The sequence below is a fragment of the Dickeya sp. NCPPB 3274 genome (assembly GCF_000406205.1).
GTDB lineage: Bacteria > Pseudomonadota > Gammaproteobacteria > Enterobacterales > Enterobacteriaceae > Dickeya > Dickeya fangzhongdai.
Genome location: NZ_CM001979.1, coordinates 1 through 15673, shown reverse-complemented (window position 1 = coordinate 15673; position 15673 = coordinate 1). Strand labels below are relative to the sequence as shown.

The 15673-nt window shown below is 54.9% G+C and carries 14 protein-coding genes; 6 read left to right on the top strand and 8 right to left on the bottom strand.

Annotated elements, in window-relative coordinates:
* Positions 1–582: 582 nt before the first annotated feature.
* From rbsR to DXX3274_RS00735, 7 genes are all read right to left on the bottom strand, one after another.
* Complete coding sequence (gene rbsR / locus DXX3274_RS00765; protein WP_202960827.1) at positions 583–1587, bottom strand: ribose operon transcriptional repressor RbsR; 1005 nt, start codon at positions 1585–1587, stop codon at positions 583–585.
* Between the two features lie 3 nt (positions 1588–1590).
* A complete protein-coding gene (rbsK, locus tag DXX3274_RS00760; protein WP_042858043.1) occupies positions 1591–2517 on the bottom strand; it encodes a ribokinase in 927 nt (308 codons plus the stop codon).
* An 82-nt stretch (positions 2518–2599) separates the two neighbouring features.
* Positions 2600–3490 (bottom strand): ribose ABC transporter substrate-binding protein RbsB, encoded by an 891-nt coding sequence (rbsB, locus tag DXX3274_RS00755; protein ID WP_042858042.1) that lies wholly within the window; start codon positions 3488–3490, stop codon positions 2600–2602.
* A 26-nt stretch (positions 3491–3516) separates the two neighbouring features.
* A complete protein-coding gene (gene rbsC, locus DXX3274_RS00750) occupies positions 3517–4485 on the bottom strand; it encodes a ribose ABC transporter permease (protein ID WP_038664119.1) in 969 nt (322 codons plus the stop codon).
* 7 nt (positions 4486–4492) lie between these two features.
* Positions 4493–5998 (bottom strand): ribose ABC transporter ATP-binding protein RbsA, encoded by a 1506-nt coding sequence (gene rbsA, locus DXX3274_RS00745; protein ID WP_042858038.1) that lies wholly within the window; start codon positions 5996–5998, stop codon positions 4493–4495.
* Between the two features lie 7 nt (positions 5999–6005).
* Entirely contained in the window at positions 6006–6425 is a 420-nt protein-coding gene (gene rbsD / locus DXX3274_RS00740; protein ID WP_013315718.1) for a D-ribose pyranase, read from the bottom strand.
* Positions 6426–6629: 204 nt separating this feature from the next.
* On the bottom strand, positions 6630–7037 hold the full coding sequence (locus DXX3274_RS00735) for a YgiW/YdeI family stress tolerance OB fold protein (RefSeq protein WP_042858036.1): 408 nt from the start codon (positions 7035–7037) through the stop codon (positions 6630–6632).
* A 203-nt stretch (positions 7038–7240) separates the two neighbouring features.
* Here DXX3274_RS00735 and qseB point away from each other — a divergent pair, with 203 nt between their 5' ends.
* Both qseB and qseC read left to right on the top strand, forming a co-directional pair.
* Positions 7241–7912 carry a quorum sensing response regulator transcription factor QseB gene (gene qseB / locus DXX3274_RS00730; RefSeq protein ID WP_042858034.1) on the top strand — a complete coding sequence of 224 codons (672 nt, stop codon included), beginning with the start codon at positions 7241–7243 and terminating at the stop codon, positions 7910–7912.
* Positions 7899–9269 carry a quorum sensing histidine kinase QseC gene (gene qseC, locus DXX3274_RS00725; protein WP_042858033.1) on the top strand — a complete coding sequence of 457 codons (1371 nt, stop codon included), beginning with the start codon at positions 7899–7901 and terminating at the stop codon, positions 9267–9269. Before qseB ends, qseC begins: the two co-directional genes overlap by 14 nt.
* Before the next feature lie 122 nt (positions 9270–9391).
* Here qseC and kup read toward each other — a convergent pair whose 3' ends face one another.
* Positions 9392–11260 (bottom strand): low affinity potassium transporter Kup, encoded by a 1869-nt coding sequence (gene kup, locus DXX3274_RS00720; protein ID WP_042858031.1) that lies wholly within the window; start codon positions 11258–11260, stop codon positions 9392–9394.
* Positions 11261–11533: 273 nt separating this feature from the next.
* On the opposite strand from kup, the gene ravA reads away from it, so the two are divergent.
* The 4 genes from ravA (at position 11534) to mioC (ending at position 15644) form a co-directional block, all read left to right on the top strand.
* Positions 11534–13030, top strand: coding sequence for an ATPase RavA (ravA, locus tag DXX3274_RS00715; protein ID WP_042858030.1), 1497 nt, complete (start codon positions 11534–11536; stop codon positions 13028–13030).
* Positions 13031–13035: 5 nt separating this feature from the next.
* On the top strand, positions 13036–14511 hold the full coding sequence (viaA, locus tag DXX3274_RS00710) for an ATPase RavA stimulator ViaA (protein ID WP_042858028.1): 1476 nt from the start codon (positions 13036–13038) through the stop codon (positions 14509–14511).
* A 133-nt stretch (positions 14512–14644) separates the two neighbouring features.
* Entirely contained in the window at positions 14645–15109 is a 465-nt protein-coding gene (asnC, locus tag DXX3274_RS00705) for a transcriptional regulator AsnC (protein WP_013315714.1), read from the top strand.
* Between the two features lie 91 nt (positions 15110–15200).
* Positions 15201–15644, top strand: a complete 444-nt coding sequence (mioC, locus tag DXX3274_RS00700; protein ID WP_042858027.1) for an FMN-binding protein MioC — start codon at positions 15201–15203, stop codon at positions 15642–15644.
* The last annotated feature ends 29 nt before the right edge of the window (positions 15645–15673 follow it).

Here is a 15673-nt window from a genome sequence, read left to right as displayed (position 1 = left end):
TCCCACTCAGGCAGATCCCCACGACATTACTCACCCGTCCGCCGCTCGCCGGCGGGAAGCAAGCTTCCCCCGCTGCCGCTCGACTTGCATGTGTTAGGCCTGCCGCCAGCGTTCAATCTGAGCCATGATCAAACTCTTCAATTTAAAGTTTGATGTGTTTTCCGAAGAAAACGGTGCTCAAAGAATTTACTGTTAGTTCGTATGAATTAACTGTTGTCACTCTTCAAGACTTTTCACAAATATTTTAGTGAAGCGTCCTGCGAGTGCCCACACAGATTGTCTGATTGATTGTTAAAGAGCAGTGCGACCGGCTTACAGCCTGCTGTCGCGAGGTGGCGTATACTACGCTTTCCTCATTCAGAGTCAACGACTTTTTTCCCGTTTTCTCCGCCTCACACCGCGCCGGCTCATCGCCGTTGCCGTGTCAGTGGAGGCGCATTATAGGGAGTTCTTCTGGCCTGACAAGCGATAAATGCAAAAAAATCATCAACTGGATGGTTTTCAGGCAAAACGGGCAGGAATACATCAATATGCCGCTTTTCAGCGGTATAAAACCTCAGAATTAAGGAAAACAATCAGCCACTAACTTCTTTTGCCGACCGAATCCCGAATGATCAGCTCCGGCGTCAACACCAGTACATTGTGTTCCTCATCCGGGTGTTCCAGCCGGTGAAGCAGAGTATCAATCGCCAGTTCGCCCAGTTCATCTTTAGGTTGATGAATCGTCGTCAGTGGTGGAGACAGGTAGCGCGCCAGTTCGATATCGTCATAACCAACAACGGCCATATCGTCCGGGATAGACAAACCAGCTTCGTGCAAAGCACGATAGACGCCCACCGCCATAGCATCATTACTGGTAAAGACGGCTTCGGGCCGCTGCGGCAATGCCAGCAATTGTTGCATGGCGCGAAAGCCGGTCTCGAATTCGAAATCCCCGACCACCTCATAACCGGGAAGGATCGGCAACCCCGCCTGATGCATCGCTTTACGATAACCTTCCAGGCGATTATGCGCGGTGGTTTTATCCTGCGGACCGGCAATACAGGCGATGTTGCGATATCCCTGAGAAATCAGGTAATGGGTAGCCATTTCGCCGCCTTGCAGCGAGTTGTCTTTGATGACATCGCTGTTGCCTTCAAAAGGCGCCCAATCCATCATCACGACAGGAATAGAAGGATAACGGCGAATAATATCGGGTGACGGCATATGGCTTTCGGTGCACATCAGCAGCAACCCATCGACCCGTTTCTGCAGTAATGTTTCCAGGCTGCGGCTCAGGCGGTGGTGGTCACCCTCCGTATTGCACAGAATCAGGCTGTAACCCCGTTCGTAGCAACAACGTTCCACACCTCGCACCACTTCGGCATAGAACGGGTTGCTACTGGCGGTCAGCAACATACCGATGGTTCGGGTCTGATTGATTTTGAGGCTACGCGCCAACGCTGACGGCGCGTAATTCAATTGCTCAACCGCTTTCATCACCCGGTCGCGAATGATGTCGCTGACATAGCGGTTATTGTTGATGACATGAGAAACCGTTGATGTGGATACCCCGGCCAGACGGGCCACGTCTTTCATCGTTGCCAAGGATCACTCCTGCGCATTCAGGAAAGCATCAATCTCTTCACGCCAGGGAACTGAAGGCTGGGCGCCATAACGAGTAACCGCGATAGCCGCCGCCGCATGCGCGAATTTAACCGCAGCTTCCATCGGGCGTGACTCCAGCAGAGCCGTCACCAGCGCGCCATTAAACGTATCACCGGCAGCGATGGTATCGACCGCTTTTACGCGAAAACCGGGAATGCGCTGCCCTTTACCCTGTTCACTTAACCAGACGCCGCGACTCCCCAACGTAATCAGTACGGTCGCAATGCCTTTATCATGCAATACCTGAGCGGCGCGTTGCGCGTCGTCTTCCGTTTCAACCGTGACGCCGGTCAGGATCTGCGCTTCGGTTTCATTCGGCGTAATCATGTCTACCAGCGACAGCAATTCATCAGGCAACGAGCAGGCCGGCGCCGGATTGAGGATCACTTTGGTGCCATTGTCATGGGCCAGACGAGCGGCGGCCGTCACCGTTTCCAGCGGCGATTCCAACTGTATCAACAGCGCGGATGCATCAATAATTTTCTGCTGATAACGATTCAGGTAATCAGGCGTTACCGCCGCGTTGGCTCCCGCATGAATACCGATCATGTTTTCGGCTTCGCCGTTGACGAAAATCAGCGCCACCCCGGTAGTCTGGCCGGAAATCGCCTCAACGGCGGAAACATCGATGCGGTCTTTGATCAGTTGCTGGCGAATACGCTCACCGATATCGTCTGCCCCGACACAGGCAATAAATTCGATATCAGCGCCGCTACGCCCGGCAGCCACCGCCTGGTTGGCGCCTTTGCCGCCAAATGCCACGCCATACTGTTTACCGATCACCGTTTCGCCCGGGCGGGGAAACTGCGCCAGATTCAAAATATGGTCCGCATTGATACTTCCCAAGACTACCAGCTTGCCTGATTTCATTACCATGAACCCCGATGTTGATTACGCGCCACCCGTGAGGGGTGGCGCAGTACTGCACGTGCGGTATTACGCTTTGATTCTGTTATTGTTTGGTAACCAGTTTCAGGTCAACAGGAATGATCGGCTGTACTTTTTCGCCTTTCAGAACCTTGTCAGCGGTTTCCACGCCGATGATGCCGATTTGCTCAGGACGCTGCGCCACGGTAGCCGCCAGCTTACCGCCTTCTACGGCTTTCACGCCGTCGGCGGTGCCGTCAAAACCAACTACCAGCACATCGTCACGACCTGCCGTCTGCAAAGCACGCAGGGCGCCCAGCGCCATTTCGTCGTTCTGGGCGAACACAGCTTTAACGTCCGGATGAGCGGTCAGCAGGTTCTGCATGACGTTCAGACCCTTGGTGCGATCAAAGTCAGCAGGCTGGCTCGCCAGCATGGCGAATTTGTTTTTCTCGGCAGATTTCATGAAGCCGGCGCCGCGTTCACGAGCAGCAGACGTTCCCGCCAGACCTTCCAGCTGAATCACCTTGGCGCCTTCACCCAGTTTTTTAGCGATGAAATCACCGGCGACTTTACCGCCGAAGGCGTTGTCGGAAGCCACATGGCTAACCACTTCGCCGCTGGCGGCGACACGGTCCAGCGTGATGACCGGGATTTTGGCCTGGTTAGCCAGCTTCACCGCATTACCTACCGCGTTAGAATCGGTCGGGTTGATCAGCAGCAGTTTGGCGCCGCGAACGGTCAGATCCTGCACATTGGAAAGTTCTTTGGCCGGGTTATTCTGAGAATCCAGGATCACCAGATCGTAGCCAAGTTTGTCAGCCTCTTTCTGCGCGCCATCTTTCAGAGACACGAAGAACGGGTTATTGAGCGTGGAAACAACAAGAGCAATGGTATCCTTCGCCAGCGCATTGGCACTGACGGTGGCACTCAGCGCAACAGCGGAAACCAGAGTAGCAATCTTCTTCAAATTCATATTTCAATTCCTGTGTGAATGAAAAGTTATTTACTGCCTTTGTTATCTACCAAAACCGCCAGCAAAATAACCACCGCCTTGACGATCATCTGGTAGTAAGAAGAAACACCTAACAGGTTAAGTCCGTTATTCAGGAACCCCAGAATCAGAGCGCCGATTAACGTTCCCACCACGCGTCCTTTACCACCTGACAGACTTGTGCCACCCAGCACCACCGCCGCAATGGCATCCAATTCATAACCCGTCCCTGCCGTTGGTTGCGCCGATGACAGGCGAGCCACTTCGATAATGCCCGCCAGCGCCGACAACAAACCACACAACGAATAAACGACCACTTTCACTCTATCAACGCTGATCCCGGAAAGGCGGGTTGCCGCTTCATTTCCGCCCAGCGCATAGATATAGCGGCCGATGCGGGTATGGTGCAGCATGTACCAGGTTGCCAGGAATACCACCGCCATAATCCAGATTGGCGTAGGTATTCCCAGAGGACGTCCGATGCCGAACCAGCCTAGCGCATCCGCCGCATCGGAAAAACCGGTATTGATCGGGCTGCCGTTGGTATACACCATGGTCACGCCGCGCAGCAGCAGCATCATCACCAGCGTGGCGATAAAGGCCTGCACCCGTCCCTTGGCAATCACGATGCCGGTGCCTGCGCCGATGACCGCGCCCAGCGCCAGCGCGGCGAACACCGCCACCAGCGCATTGATCTCAAGTCCGACGATGGAAGCCGCTACCGCGCCGGTCAGCGCCAGCAACGATCCCACAGACAAATCAATGCCGGACGTGAGGATCACCAGCGTCATACCCACCGCCATGATGGCGTTCACCGAGGTCTGCTGCAGGATGTTGAACAGGTTGTTCAGGGTAAAAAAGTTGGGGCTCATTGAAGACACCACAGCGATCAGAATCAGCAGGGCGATCAATGATTTTTGCTCCATCAGCCACTCTTTGCTGAGCCAGCGCTTTGCTGTGATAGTTTGGGAACTCATGTCTGACTTACTCCTGCTTTACGCCGTATTGCTTACCAACGGCCGCAGCCATCAGCGTTTCCTGTGTCGCCTGTTCAATCGGGAACTCGCCGCTCAGACGCCCTTCGTGCATCACGATAATGCGATCGCTCATCCCAAGTACTTCGGGCATTTCCGACGACACCAGAATGATGCTTAATCCTTCCTGCTTGAACTGGTTGATTAACTGATAGATTTCTTTTTTTGCCCCCACATCCACGCCGCGGGTCGGCTCATCCAGAATCAGCACTTTGGGACGAGTCATCAGACCGCGAGCGATGGCCACTTTCTGCTGATTACCGCCAGACAGCAGCCCAATCGGCTGGGACATGGACGGCGTGCGGATATTGAACATGCGGATGAAATCGCTCACCGCCTGCTGTTCATCGCCGTGCCGCAGCGACCCCGCGGCATTGCTGAAATAGCGCAGCGCGGTCAGAGACATGTTTTCCTTCACCGACATGCCGAGCACCAGCCCGTCGTGCTTGCGGTCTTCGGAAATATAGACGATGCCGCTGGCAAGCCCGTCCTGCGGACTGCGGGTCACCACATCCTTACCGTCCAGATGAACGTTGCCGTGGGTACGCGGCAGCGCGCCGTAAAGCACTTTCATCAGTTCGGTACGACCGGCGCCCATTAACCCGGCGACACCAAGAATCTCGCCCTTGCGCAACGTGAAACTCACGTTCTCCACGCCCGGCCCGGACAATTCGCTGACCTGCAAACGCACCTCGCCGGGCGCCTGATTCAGACGGGGATACTGATCTTCCAGCTTACGCCCCACCATCATTTCAATCAGCGAGTCTTCCTGCAATTCACTCACCGGGCGCTCGCCGATGAACTGACCGTCGCGAAAGACCGTCACGTCATCACAGATTTCAAAGATTTCTTTCAGTCGATGGGAGATATAGACGATACCGCAGCCATGAGACTGCAATTCTTTAATCACGCTGAACAGCGACGCGGTTTCGGTATCGGTCAACGCATCGGTGGGCTCATCCATGATGATGACCCGGGATTCAAAGCTGAGCACCTTGGCGATTTCGACCATCTGCTGGTCGCCAATCGACAATTCGCCCACCAAACGACGACTGTCATAACGCAAATTCAAGCGCTTGAGCAGTTTGTCCGCCTCGGCGTACATCCGTTTCCAGTCGATACGCCCCAAGCGGTTGGTAAATTCGCGGCCAAGGAAAATATTTTCCGCAATGGTCAGTTGAGGAATCAGGTTCAGTTCCTGATGGATAATGCCGATCCCTGCTTCCTGAGAGGCTTTGGGGCCGCTGAAATCCACGTCATTACCCAGAAAATGGATACTGCCGGCATCCTTGCGATAAATCCCCGTCAGTACCTTCATCATGGTGGATTTGCCGGCACCGTTTTCGCCCACCAGCGCCATGACCTTCCCCGGATAGACATTCAATGCCGCGCCGGAAAGCGCCTTAACGCCGGGAAAGGTTTTGGTGATGCCTTGCAATTGCAGTAAAGGTTGCATCGGTACCTCAGAAGGTGACGCCGGCACAAAGGATCACATTCGCATACGGAGAACATTCCCCAGTGCGAATAATGGCCCGGCTTTGACCACTTTGCTTTTTGAAATCCTCATGGCTGACGTAATGCAGTGAAATAGTATTTCCCTGGTGTTGTTCAAGTTGTGCTAACTGTTTCAATAATGCGTCATGGAGTTGCGTATTCTTCTCGATGATTTCCTGCGCCAGAATCGCGGCTTCAACCTGCATTTCCGCCGTTACCACATTCAGCACCTGCAAAAATCCGGGCACATTATGGGTCAAGGCCAAATCGATACGGGTTGTGGTCTCCGGAATCGGTAACCCGGCATCCGCAATGACAATCTGGTCGGTATGCCCCAGCCGGGAAATCACCGACGAAATATCGGAATTAAGTAACGCACCTTTCTTCATTTTTATTTACCCTGATAGCGAAACGTTTCGCTTGTATGACAAGTGTAGAAAAAGAACAGGAGAAGGCAACGATTATCTTATGAAAATGTGATCGTTATCGAAACGTTTCGTTGGCGTAATAAAAGGAAGATTTTAAGTTATTAAAACCAATAAAAATGCCCGCTGGGAGCAACAGGCGGACCGCTGCCCGCCTGACAAAACAGGCTATTTCTGGATTTTTCGTATCTGTTTCACATCCAGTTGAACCGAACTAAAGTCTTTGTCCAATTCGCCTTTCAACTCGACCCGATCTTCCGGGGTAATGGTCTGGCCTTCCCACCGTCTGTCATCGATTTCCACCAAGATGGTGCCGGTGGCGTCGCGAAACTGATAGTCATCTTTGCCAACACGCTGAATGATATTTCCCTGCAATCTTACCCAGCTGTCGTCACGCATGTCTTTAGCCTGCGCCACCGTGGTCAGGCTGCCATCCGGACCGGAAAAACCGCCTGTCGCAGAAGAAGGCGGCGTCGGCGCCGATTCGCCGGGGCCGAGAAATCCTCCGGTTTGAGCGGCGGATAACGAGGTGGAACACAATGCCGCAACAACAACCAGTACAATGCGTTTCTTCATGAATTCTCTCCTGAGTCTCGATGGATTAAGCCGAATGACTAACTGCGGCTACTAAACCAAAAAGTTCTTAACAGGATCTTAAAGCCCACGGCGTTGCAGCGGTATTTGTCCGGATTGCGGGCCGCCTCGCGTCGTGGCGTTGTCATCCTATTCTTTAGCAAAGGAAATAACGTATAAACACAGCGGAAAAAGCAGGAGGGACGATGCGTATACTGTTAATCGAGGACGATCGTTTGATTGGCGACGGCATCAAGGCCGGGCTTATCAAGCTCGGTTTTAACGTGGACTGGTTCACCCAGGGAGACGATGGACTGGCTGCGCTACCCGCCGCACCTTACGATGCGGTGGTACTGGACCTCAGCCTGCCGAAAATCGACGGGCTGGAGATTCTGCGGCAATGGCGCCAGCGTGGGCACGACGTACCCGTGCTGATACTGACCGCGCGCGATGCGATTGAACAACGTGTCCAGGGGTTGCAGCAGGGGGCGGACGATTACCTTTGCAAACCCTTTGAACTGACCGAGGTTGCCGCTCGCCTGCAGGCATTGATCCGCAGGCGTTATGGTCAGTTACAGCCGGTGCTGGCGCATGGCGCCGTCACACTGGACCTTGGTTCACGCCACGTGACGCTCAATGGGGAGCCGCTTACGCTGAAATCCCGCGAACTGGCGCTGCTGGAACTGTTTCTGATGAACCCCGGCCATATCCTGACCCGTAACCAACTGGAAGAAAAACTCTATAGTTGGGACGACGAGGTCTCAAGCAACGCAGTAGAAGTGCATATCCATCATCTGCGCCGGAAACTCGGCAGCCATTTCATCCGTACCGTGCATGGCGTGGGGTACGCACTGGGAGCCGCCGATGCTGACGCTTAACCTGCGGCTACGCCTGCTGCTGGGCTTTACACTGCTGATGCTGCTGGTCGGTGGGGCTGCCGCCATACTGTCATGGACGCAAACCCGTCATAACATCAATGAGCTGTTTGATACCCAGCAAATGCTGTTTGCCAGACGGCTGGCTACTATCGATCCACAAAACTGGCGTATCGATCCGCAAAACTGGCAGCAAAGCCCCCAGCCCTTGCCCAAATCTCCCAAACTGGCGCGCCACCAGCGCGGCGAACTGGACGACGACGCACTGGCGTTCGCCATTTTTACCCGTGATGGACAGATGGTTTTGAATGATGGCGAAAACGGCAGAGACTTTATCTTTCACTATCAACAGAATGGTTTTACCGATTCCCGTTTGCGGGATGATGACGACAAATGGCGGCTGATGTGGCTGGCTACCAAGGATAACCGCTATGTGGTGGTCGTGGGTCAGGAGTGGGATTACCGCCGGGATATGACGCTGGATATCGTGAAAACCAACCTGATTCCCTGGCTGGCGGTGCTTCCGGTTATGTTAGTGCTGCTGTTCTGGTTGCTCAGTTATGAACTGGCGCCACTGAAGCGAATCGCCGCCCGGTTGCATCAGCGTAATCCGGATGACGGAACGCCGCTCGGCATAGCCCGGGTGCCGCCGGAAGTTCAGCCACTGGTTAGCGCGCTCAACCAGCTGTTCGTTCGTCATCAGGATACCTTGTTGCGCGAACGGCGCTTCACCTCGGACGCCGCCCACGAGTTACGCAGTCCGCTGGCGGCGCTGAAAGTGCAGGCTGAAGTAGCGCAACTGGCGCAAGACGATACCGCGGTACGCCAGCACGCGCTGACAAATCTGGGCGCCGGCATCGATCGCACCTCCCGTCTGGTGGATCAACTGCTGACTCTCTCACGTCTGGACGCCGCCTCCGCCGCTGGCGAACCGCCTCCCGTGCACTGGCAGCCATTGCTGCAGCAACTGGTGATCGAACACTATCCTGCCGCCCAAGCTGCTCAGGTGGAGATTCGACTGGAAGCGCCTGACGCCCCGGTCATCAGTCTGGGGAATCCGTTGCTGCTGACCCTGCTGGTGCGCAATTTACTGGATAACGCCATTCGCTACAGTCAGACAGGCGGCGCCATCACACTGACGCTGACCGCCTCCAGCCTTCAGATCGCCGACGACGGGCCGGGCGTGGATGAAACGATACTGGAACGTCTTGGCGAGCGCTTTTTCCGCCCTCCCGGCCAGGAAAAATCCGGCAGCGGACTGGGCTTGTCGATAGTCAATAATATCGCCCGGTTACATGGCATGCGCACCCGCTTCGCCAACCGGCCGGGAGGCGGTTTTGTTGCGACGCTGACCTGGTGAAGAAATGCATCCGGTGAAAGGGAAACAGAGGCTGATGCAAACAACGAGACTTCGGTGACGAACGCGAAAGCGGGTGAATTCTTACCGAATCTCACCCGCTTAACCTGCCGCGAAGTCAGGCGTCAGATTTCTACCTGAATGCCGAGTTCGATCAGCCGGTTCGGTGGGATTTCGAACTGGTCTGCCGCACGCAGCGCATTGCGGCTCAGCATCATGAACAGTTTGCCGCGAACGCGCAGATACCAGGGTCGATTCCCCATCATCAGCGATTCGTTCGACAGGAAGAACGTGGTCTCCATCATCTGACAGGTTAAGCCATCCTGCCAGCAACGGTGGAAAACCTCTTCCACGTTGGGGGTTTCACGCCAGCCATAGCTGGCGACAACGCGCCAGAAGGTCGGAGAAAGCTGTTCCACCGAAACACGCCGGGCGTTATGCACATAAGGCGCGTCTTCCGTTCTCATGGTCAGCAGCACCACGCGCTCATGCAATACCTTGTTGTGCTTGAGATTGTGCAGCAGCGCAAACGGAATCACGTGGGTGGCGCGCGAAAGATAGACCGCGGTACCGGTCACTCGCACCGGCGGGTTCTTTTCCAGCGAAGCAATCATCGCATCCAGCGAATTGCCATGCTCGTGGATACGGCGCAGCAGCCGGAAGCGTTCGCTTTTCCAGGTGGTCATGATGATAAACATCACCAACCCCAGCGCCAGCGGCAACCAGCCGCCGGAAATAATCTTCACCACGTTAGCCAGGAACATCGGCAGGTCGATAGCCAGCAGCGCCACCAGCAGCAACCAGACCAGATAGCGATACCAATGCCAGTTTTTCAGCGCCACCGTACAGGACAGGATACTGGTCAGCACCATGGTGCCGGTCACCGCAATACCGTAGGCGGCGGCCAGATTGCTGGAATGTTCAAAGCTGACAATAACGATCACAACCGCCACGTACAGCAGCCAGTTGATAAACGGAATATAAATCTGCCCGGATTCCATATCCGACGTATGCACGATGCGCATCGGCGGCAGATACCCCAGACGCACCGCCTGTCGGGTCAGCGAAAATACGCCGGAAATTACCGCCTGAGAAGCGATGATGGTAGCCAACGTCGCCAGCACCAGCAGCGGGATCAGCGCCCAGTCAGGCGCCAGCAGAAAGAACGGGTTTTTAATCGCCTCCGGATTTTTCAGCAGCAGCGCGCCCTGACCGAAGTAGTTGAGTACCAGCGACGGTAAGACCGCGGAAAACCAGGCGATACGAATAGGCAGTTTGCCGAAATGCCCCATGTCGGCGTACAGCGCCTCCACCCCAGTGATCGCCAGCACCACCGCCCCCAGCGCAAAGAAGGATACCGCTTTGTACTGAATAAAGAAGTTGATGGCCCATTTGGGGTTCAGCGCCTGCAGCACCTCAGGATTGGCAATGATACTGCGCGCGCCCAGCACCCCGAGCGTCAGAAACCACAGCATCATGATCGGCGCAAACAGGCTGCCCACCCGGCCGGTGCCGTGCTTCTGAATCATGAACAGCAGCGTCAGCACCACAATCGAAATCGGGACAATGTAGGTATCCAGCGACGGCGCGACGATATCCAGCCCTTCAATCGCCGACATCACCGAGATCGCCGGGGTGATCACCACCTCGCCATAGAAAAAGCTGCCGCCGATCAGCCCCATGATCACTACCATGGCGGTCACCTTATCGGATGTGTTGCGCCCGGCCAGCGACATCAGCGTCAGAATTCCGCCTTCGCCGGCGTTATCGGCACGCATGACATAGCTCAGATATTTAAGGGATACCACCAGCACCAGCAGCCAGAATATCAGGGAGAGAAAGCCAAAAACGGAATCGGGCTCAACCCCAAAACCAAACTGTCCGGAAAGACACTCCCTGAGCGTATAAAGCGGGCTGGTGCCGATATCGCCATACACTACCCCGATGGCAGCCAGCGTGATCGCCGGAAGTGAACGTTTATGTTCTGAATTCATAAACCCTGTCTTCTGTTATCAATTCATTAACAAATCGGGCCTTATTCTGGTTGGACTAGCCCGAAAACGCACAGTATGCACAAATCACGTTAAAAGCCCATTTTTAATATTACCTTCGTTCTGATTCAGGACAGGTGCCTTGGTTGATTAACACCGGTAATGGTGACAATAATTAATGTATGGCTAATGAAGAAAACGTAATCTTCCCAACGTTCCTGGATAACTGTTTTTTCACGCTTCCCGACGGCGATTCACAGCAATGACGGATCTATCATGATACAACCCACAGCGCTGGCCGACCGTATCTCTCGCCTGAGCCATGCTCTCGAACACGGTCTTTACGAACGGCAACACGCCATCCGACTCTGCCTGCTGGCGGCGCTTAGCGGTGAAAGCGTCTTCCTGCTCGGGCCGCCGGGGATAGCCAAAAGCCTGATTGCCCGTCGCCTGAAATACGCCTTCCGACATGCACGCGCCTTTGAATACCTGATGACGCGCTTTTCGACGCCGGAAGAAGTATTCGGCCCGCTATCCATTCAGGCACTGAAAGACGAAGGGCGTTACCAGCGTCTGACAACCGGTTACCTGCCGGAAGCAGAAATCGTATTTCTGGATGAGATCTGGAAAGCCGGCCCCGCCATCCTCAACACCCTGCTGACCGCCATTAACGAGCGACGTTTTCGCAACGGCAACAGTGAAGAACCTATCCCGATGCGGCTGCTGGTCACCGCGTCCAACGAACTGCCGGAAGCCGACAGCAGTCTGGAGGCCTTGTACGACCGTATGCTGATCCGCATCTGGCTGGACCGGGTACAGGACAAACACAATTTTCGCGCCATGCTCACCGCCTCGCCCGGCGAACAGGACAATCTGGTCAGCCCGGCGCTGAGCGTCAGCGACGAAGAATACCAACAGTGGCAGTCTCATATCGATCATATACCGTTGCCGGAAAATTGCTTCGAACTGATTTACCAGTTGCGCCAGCGTCTGGACTCGCAGGACGGTTCGCCGTACGTTTCCGATCGCCGCTGGAAAAAAGCCATCCGCCTGTTGCAGGCCTGCGCCTTCTTCAGCGGGCGGGAAACCATTACCCCGGTTGACCTGATCCTGCTCAAGGATTGCCTGTGGCATGACCTCGGCACCCATGATCTGGTGGAGCAGCAATTGCAGCAGTTGATAAGCGAGCAAGCCTATCAGCAGCGGGCATTGCTGTACCGGTTGCAGCAACTGAATGTGAAACGCCAGCAATACCAGCAGCAGCAGAGCGAGCAGCAAGCCTTCCGGGTTGAACGTCAGGTCAACTTTTTCGGCCGCAAACCGCATCACACGCTGCCGGAAAGCCTGACATCCGCCGAACTGACGCTGATGCTGCAAAAACCGCTGCTGCTCAACGATTACACCGTAACCCACGTGGTGATCGACCGGGAGGCGCTGGCGGGCTGGCTGCAAAAAGGCGGCGAATTACGCGGCAAGCTCAACGGCGTCGGTTTTAGCCAGCGTCTGGATATGGAAGTGGATGAACGCCAGCATCTGATCATCCGCGATATCAGTTTGCAAGGCGCCGCATTGTCTTTGCCGGGCGTAATAAAAGGCGAACTGCCGGAAGAGATGCTTCAGGAATATGAAACGCTGAAAATTCAGTTACGTGAGCAACGTCGATTGTTTGAACGCCATCAGCCTTGTCTGTTTGTACCCAAAGAATGGCTTGCCAGGATTGAAGAAAGCCTGCAGCAGGTCGATGAACAAATAGAGCAATCACAACGGGAGTAACGATCATGCTGACGCTGGAATCCCTGGAGATGCTGTTGTCCATCGATGAAAACGATCTGCTGGACGACGTGATTATCACCCTGATGGCAACGCCTCAATTGGTGATGTTCTTCGACAAATACCCGCGTCTGAAAAACGCCGTCATGCGTGATTTGCCGGAGTGGAAAGAAAACCTCCGGCAACGGCTGCGGAATACCCAGGCGCCGCCTGAACTGGAGAAAGAGTTCACCTGCTATCAGCAGACCCAGTTGATCAGCGATCACACCTTTCAGTCCAACCTGTCGGACATCATGTCCACCTTGCATAACGTCGATTCCCCCTTCCTGAGTCAGGCAGAAAAGCTGGTCCATTCCGCGTCGAATGCATCGGAACTCCATATCAGCAGCAGCCAGCACAGCCTGTTCATGCAGCGCTGGCGTCTCAGCCTGACGTTGCAGACCCTGAATCTGCACCAGCAAATCATGGAGCAGGAACGGGATCAGTTGCTGGACGAGATCCAAAAACGTCTGACCATCAGCGGCGCGCTTGAGCCCGTTTTAGCCGACAACGATACCGCCGCCGGGAGACTGTGGGATCTCAGCGCCAGCAAACGTATGAAGCAGCCATTAAATGCGTTGCTGGAAGTCGGCGCCTTTCTGCGGCAACAGCCGGAATTACAGCGTCTGGCGGAACGTCTCGGCCGCAGCCGGGAGACCAAATCGGTCCTCAGCCAGGATGCTCCTAAAGAAGCCTTTCAGATCATGGTGCGTGAGCCGGCTTTTGCGCCGGAGCAGGTCAGCGGCATCCACCAGAGCGACGATATTCTGCGCTTGCTGCCCACCGAGCTTTCCACCCTCGGCATCAGTGAGCTGGAATTCGAGTTTTACCGTCGTCTGTCGGAGCATCGGTTACTGACTTACCGATTGCAGGGGGAGAGCTGGCGGGAAAAAACGCTGGAGCGGCCGGTCGTCCATCAGCATAACGAGCAGCAACCGCGCGGGCCGTTTATCGTTTGTGTGGATACCTCCGGCTCAATGGGCGGGTTTAACGAACGCTGCGCCAAAGCCTTTTGCCTGGCGCTAATGCGGATTGCGCTGGCGGACAACCGCCGCTGTTACATCATGCTGTTTTCCACCGGCATCGTCAGTTACGACCTGACGTCGGAAAGCGGGCTGGAGGAAGCCATTCGTTTTCTCAGTCAGACCTTTCGGGGCGGCACTGACCTGGCCAGTTGCCTGTCAGCATTGCTGGAAAAAATGGACAGCCAGTCCTGGCAGGATGCCGATGCCGTCATTATTTCGGACTTTATCGCCCAGCGTCTGCCGGACGATCTGGTCAATGAAGTCAAACGTCGCCAGCATCGGCTGCAGCACCGTTTCCATGCGGTCGCCATGTCAGCGCACGGCAAGCCGGGCATTCTGCGCATCTTCGATCATATCTGGCGCTTTGACACCGGGCTGAAAAGCCGTCTGCTGCGTCGCTTTCAGCACGAAAAAGTCTGATAACTTCAACCATCTATTCTTCTTATATTCTTCTTATATAGAGAGTTTCTCTGAACACCCCGTCGGTTTGGTCGTTGATTCATTCGGCAATAATCAGTAAAACGCTTCAGACAGTTCTTCACGGAGCAACATCATGGCAGCAGACACCTACACAATGGACGAACTCGATCGCGGCATCCTCAATGCGCTGATGGAGAATGCCCGCACGCCTTACGCCGAACTAGCCAAACAGTTCTCCGTCAGCCCTGGCACCATCCATGTCCGGGTGGAAAAGATGAAACAGGCCGGCATCATCGTGGGAACGCGGCTGGACGTGAACCCCAAACAGCTGGGATATGACGTCTGTTGCTTCATCGGCATCATTCTTAAAAGCGCCAAGGACTATCCATCCGCGGTGGAGAAGCTCAGCAATCTGGAAGAAGTGGTGGAGGCGTATTACACCACCGGGCATTACAGCATCTTCATCAAGGTGATGTGCCGTTCCATTGATGCGCTGCAACATGTACTTATCAACAAGATTCAGACAATTGATGAAATTCAGTCCACTGAAACCCTGATCTCCTTGCAAAACCCGATCATGCGTACCATCGTGCCTTAAGGCTTTTTTACTATCCCCCTATTATCCACAGGTAGATCCCACCAAGATCACAGCGTACAATGTGCCGTCGTTCAATCAGGCGGGATCGCGTATGGCAGACATTACCCTCATCAGCGGCAGTACCCTTGGCAGCGCCGAGTACGTTTCCGAGCACCTGGAATCGCTGTTGCAGCAAAACGATTTCACGACCACGCTGCTGCATGGTCCAGAACTGGATGAGGTCACGCCTGAAAATCTGTGGCTGGTGGTGACATCCACCCACGGCGCAGGCGATCTGCCGGACAACCTGCAGCCGTTTTATGACGATCTGCAAACGAAACGGCCCGATTTGTCCGCGGTTCGCTATGGCGCGATCGGGATCGGCAGCAGCGAGTACGACACCTTCTGCGGCGCGATCGTCAAAGTGGATCAATTGCTACAGGATCTGGGCGCTCGTCGGATCGGCGAAATGCTGAAGATCGACATTACCCAACACGACATTCCGGAAGATCCCGCGGAAGCCTGGCTGGGATCATGGGTAAATTTACTCAAATAATCTTATTTTTTAGATCTGCATCTGTGGAT

What these genes read in the sequence shown, in the direction of transcription:
- ravA (WP_042858030.1), top strand. Translation starts at nt 11,534, where the DNA reads ATGATACAACCCACAGCGCTGGCCGACCGTATCTCTCGCCTGAGCCAT.
- DXX3274_RS00735 (WP_042858036.1), bottom strand. Translation starts at nt 7,037, where the DNA reads ATGAAGAAACGCATTGTACTGGTTGTTGTTGCGGCATTGTGTTCCACC.
- rbsK (WP_042858043.1), bottom strand. Translation starts at nt 2,517, where the DNA reads ATGAAATCAGGCAAGCTGGTAGTCTTGGGAAGTATCAATGCGGACCAT.
- viaA (WP_042858028.1), top strand. Translation starts at nt 13,036, where the DNA reads ATGCTGACGCTGGAATCCCTGGAGATGCTGTTGTCCATCGATGAAAAC.
- asnC (WP_013315714.1), top strand. Translation starts at nt 14,645, where the DNA reads ATGGCAGCAGACACCTACACAATGGACGAACTCGATCGCGGCATCCTC.
- kup (WP_042858031.1), bottom strand. Translation starts at nt 11,260, where the DNA reads ATGAATTCAGAACATAAACGTTCACTTCCGGCGATCACGCTGGCTGCC.
- rbsB (WP_042858042.1), bottom strand. Translation starts at nt 3,490, where the DNA reads ATGAATTTGAAGAAGATTGCTACTCTGGTTTCCGCTGTTGCGCTGAGT.
- mioC (WP_042858027.1), top strand. Translation starts at nt 15,201, where the DNA reads ATGGCAGACATTACCCTCATCAGCGGCAGTACCCTTGGCAGCGCCGAG.
- qseB (WP_042858034.1), top strand. Translation starts at nt 7,241, where the DNA reads ATGCGTATACTGTTAATCGAGGACGATCGTTTGATTGGCGACGGCATC.
- rbsC (WP_038664119.1), bottom strand. Translation starts at nt 4,485, where the DNA reads ATGAGTTCCCAAACTATCACAGCAAAGCGCTGGCTCAGCAAAGAGTGG.
- qseC (WP_042858033.1), top strand. Translation starts at nt 7,899, where the DNA reads ATGCTGACGCTTAACCTGCGGCTACGCCTGCTGCTGGGCTTTACACTG.
- rbsA (WP_042858038.1), bottom strand. Translation starts at nt 5,998, where the DNA reads ATGCAACCTTTACTGCAATTGCAAGGCATCACCAAAACCTTTCCCGGC.
- rbsD (WP_013315718.1), bottom strand. Translation starts at nt 6,425, where the DNA reads ATGAAGAAAGGTGCGTTACTTAATTCCGATATTTCGTCGGTGATTTCC.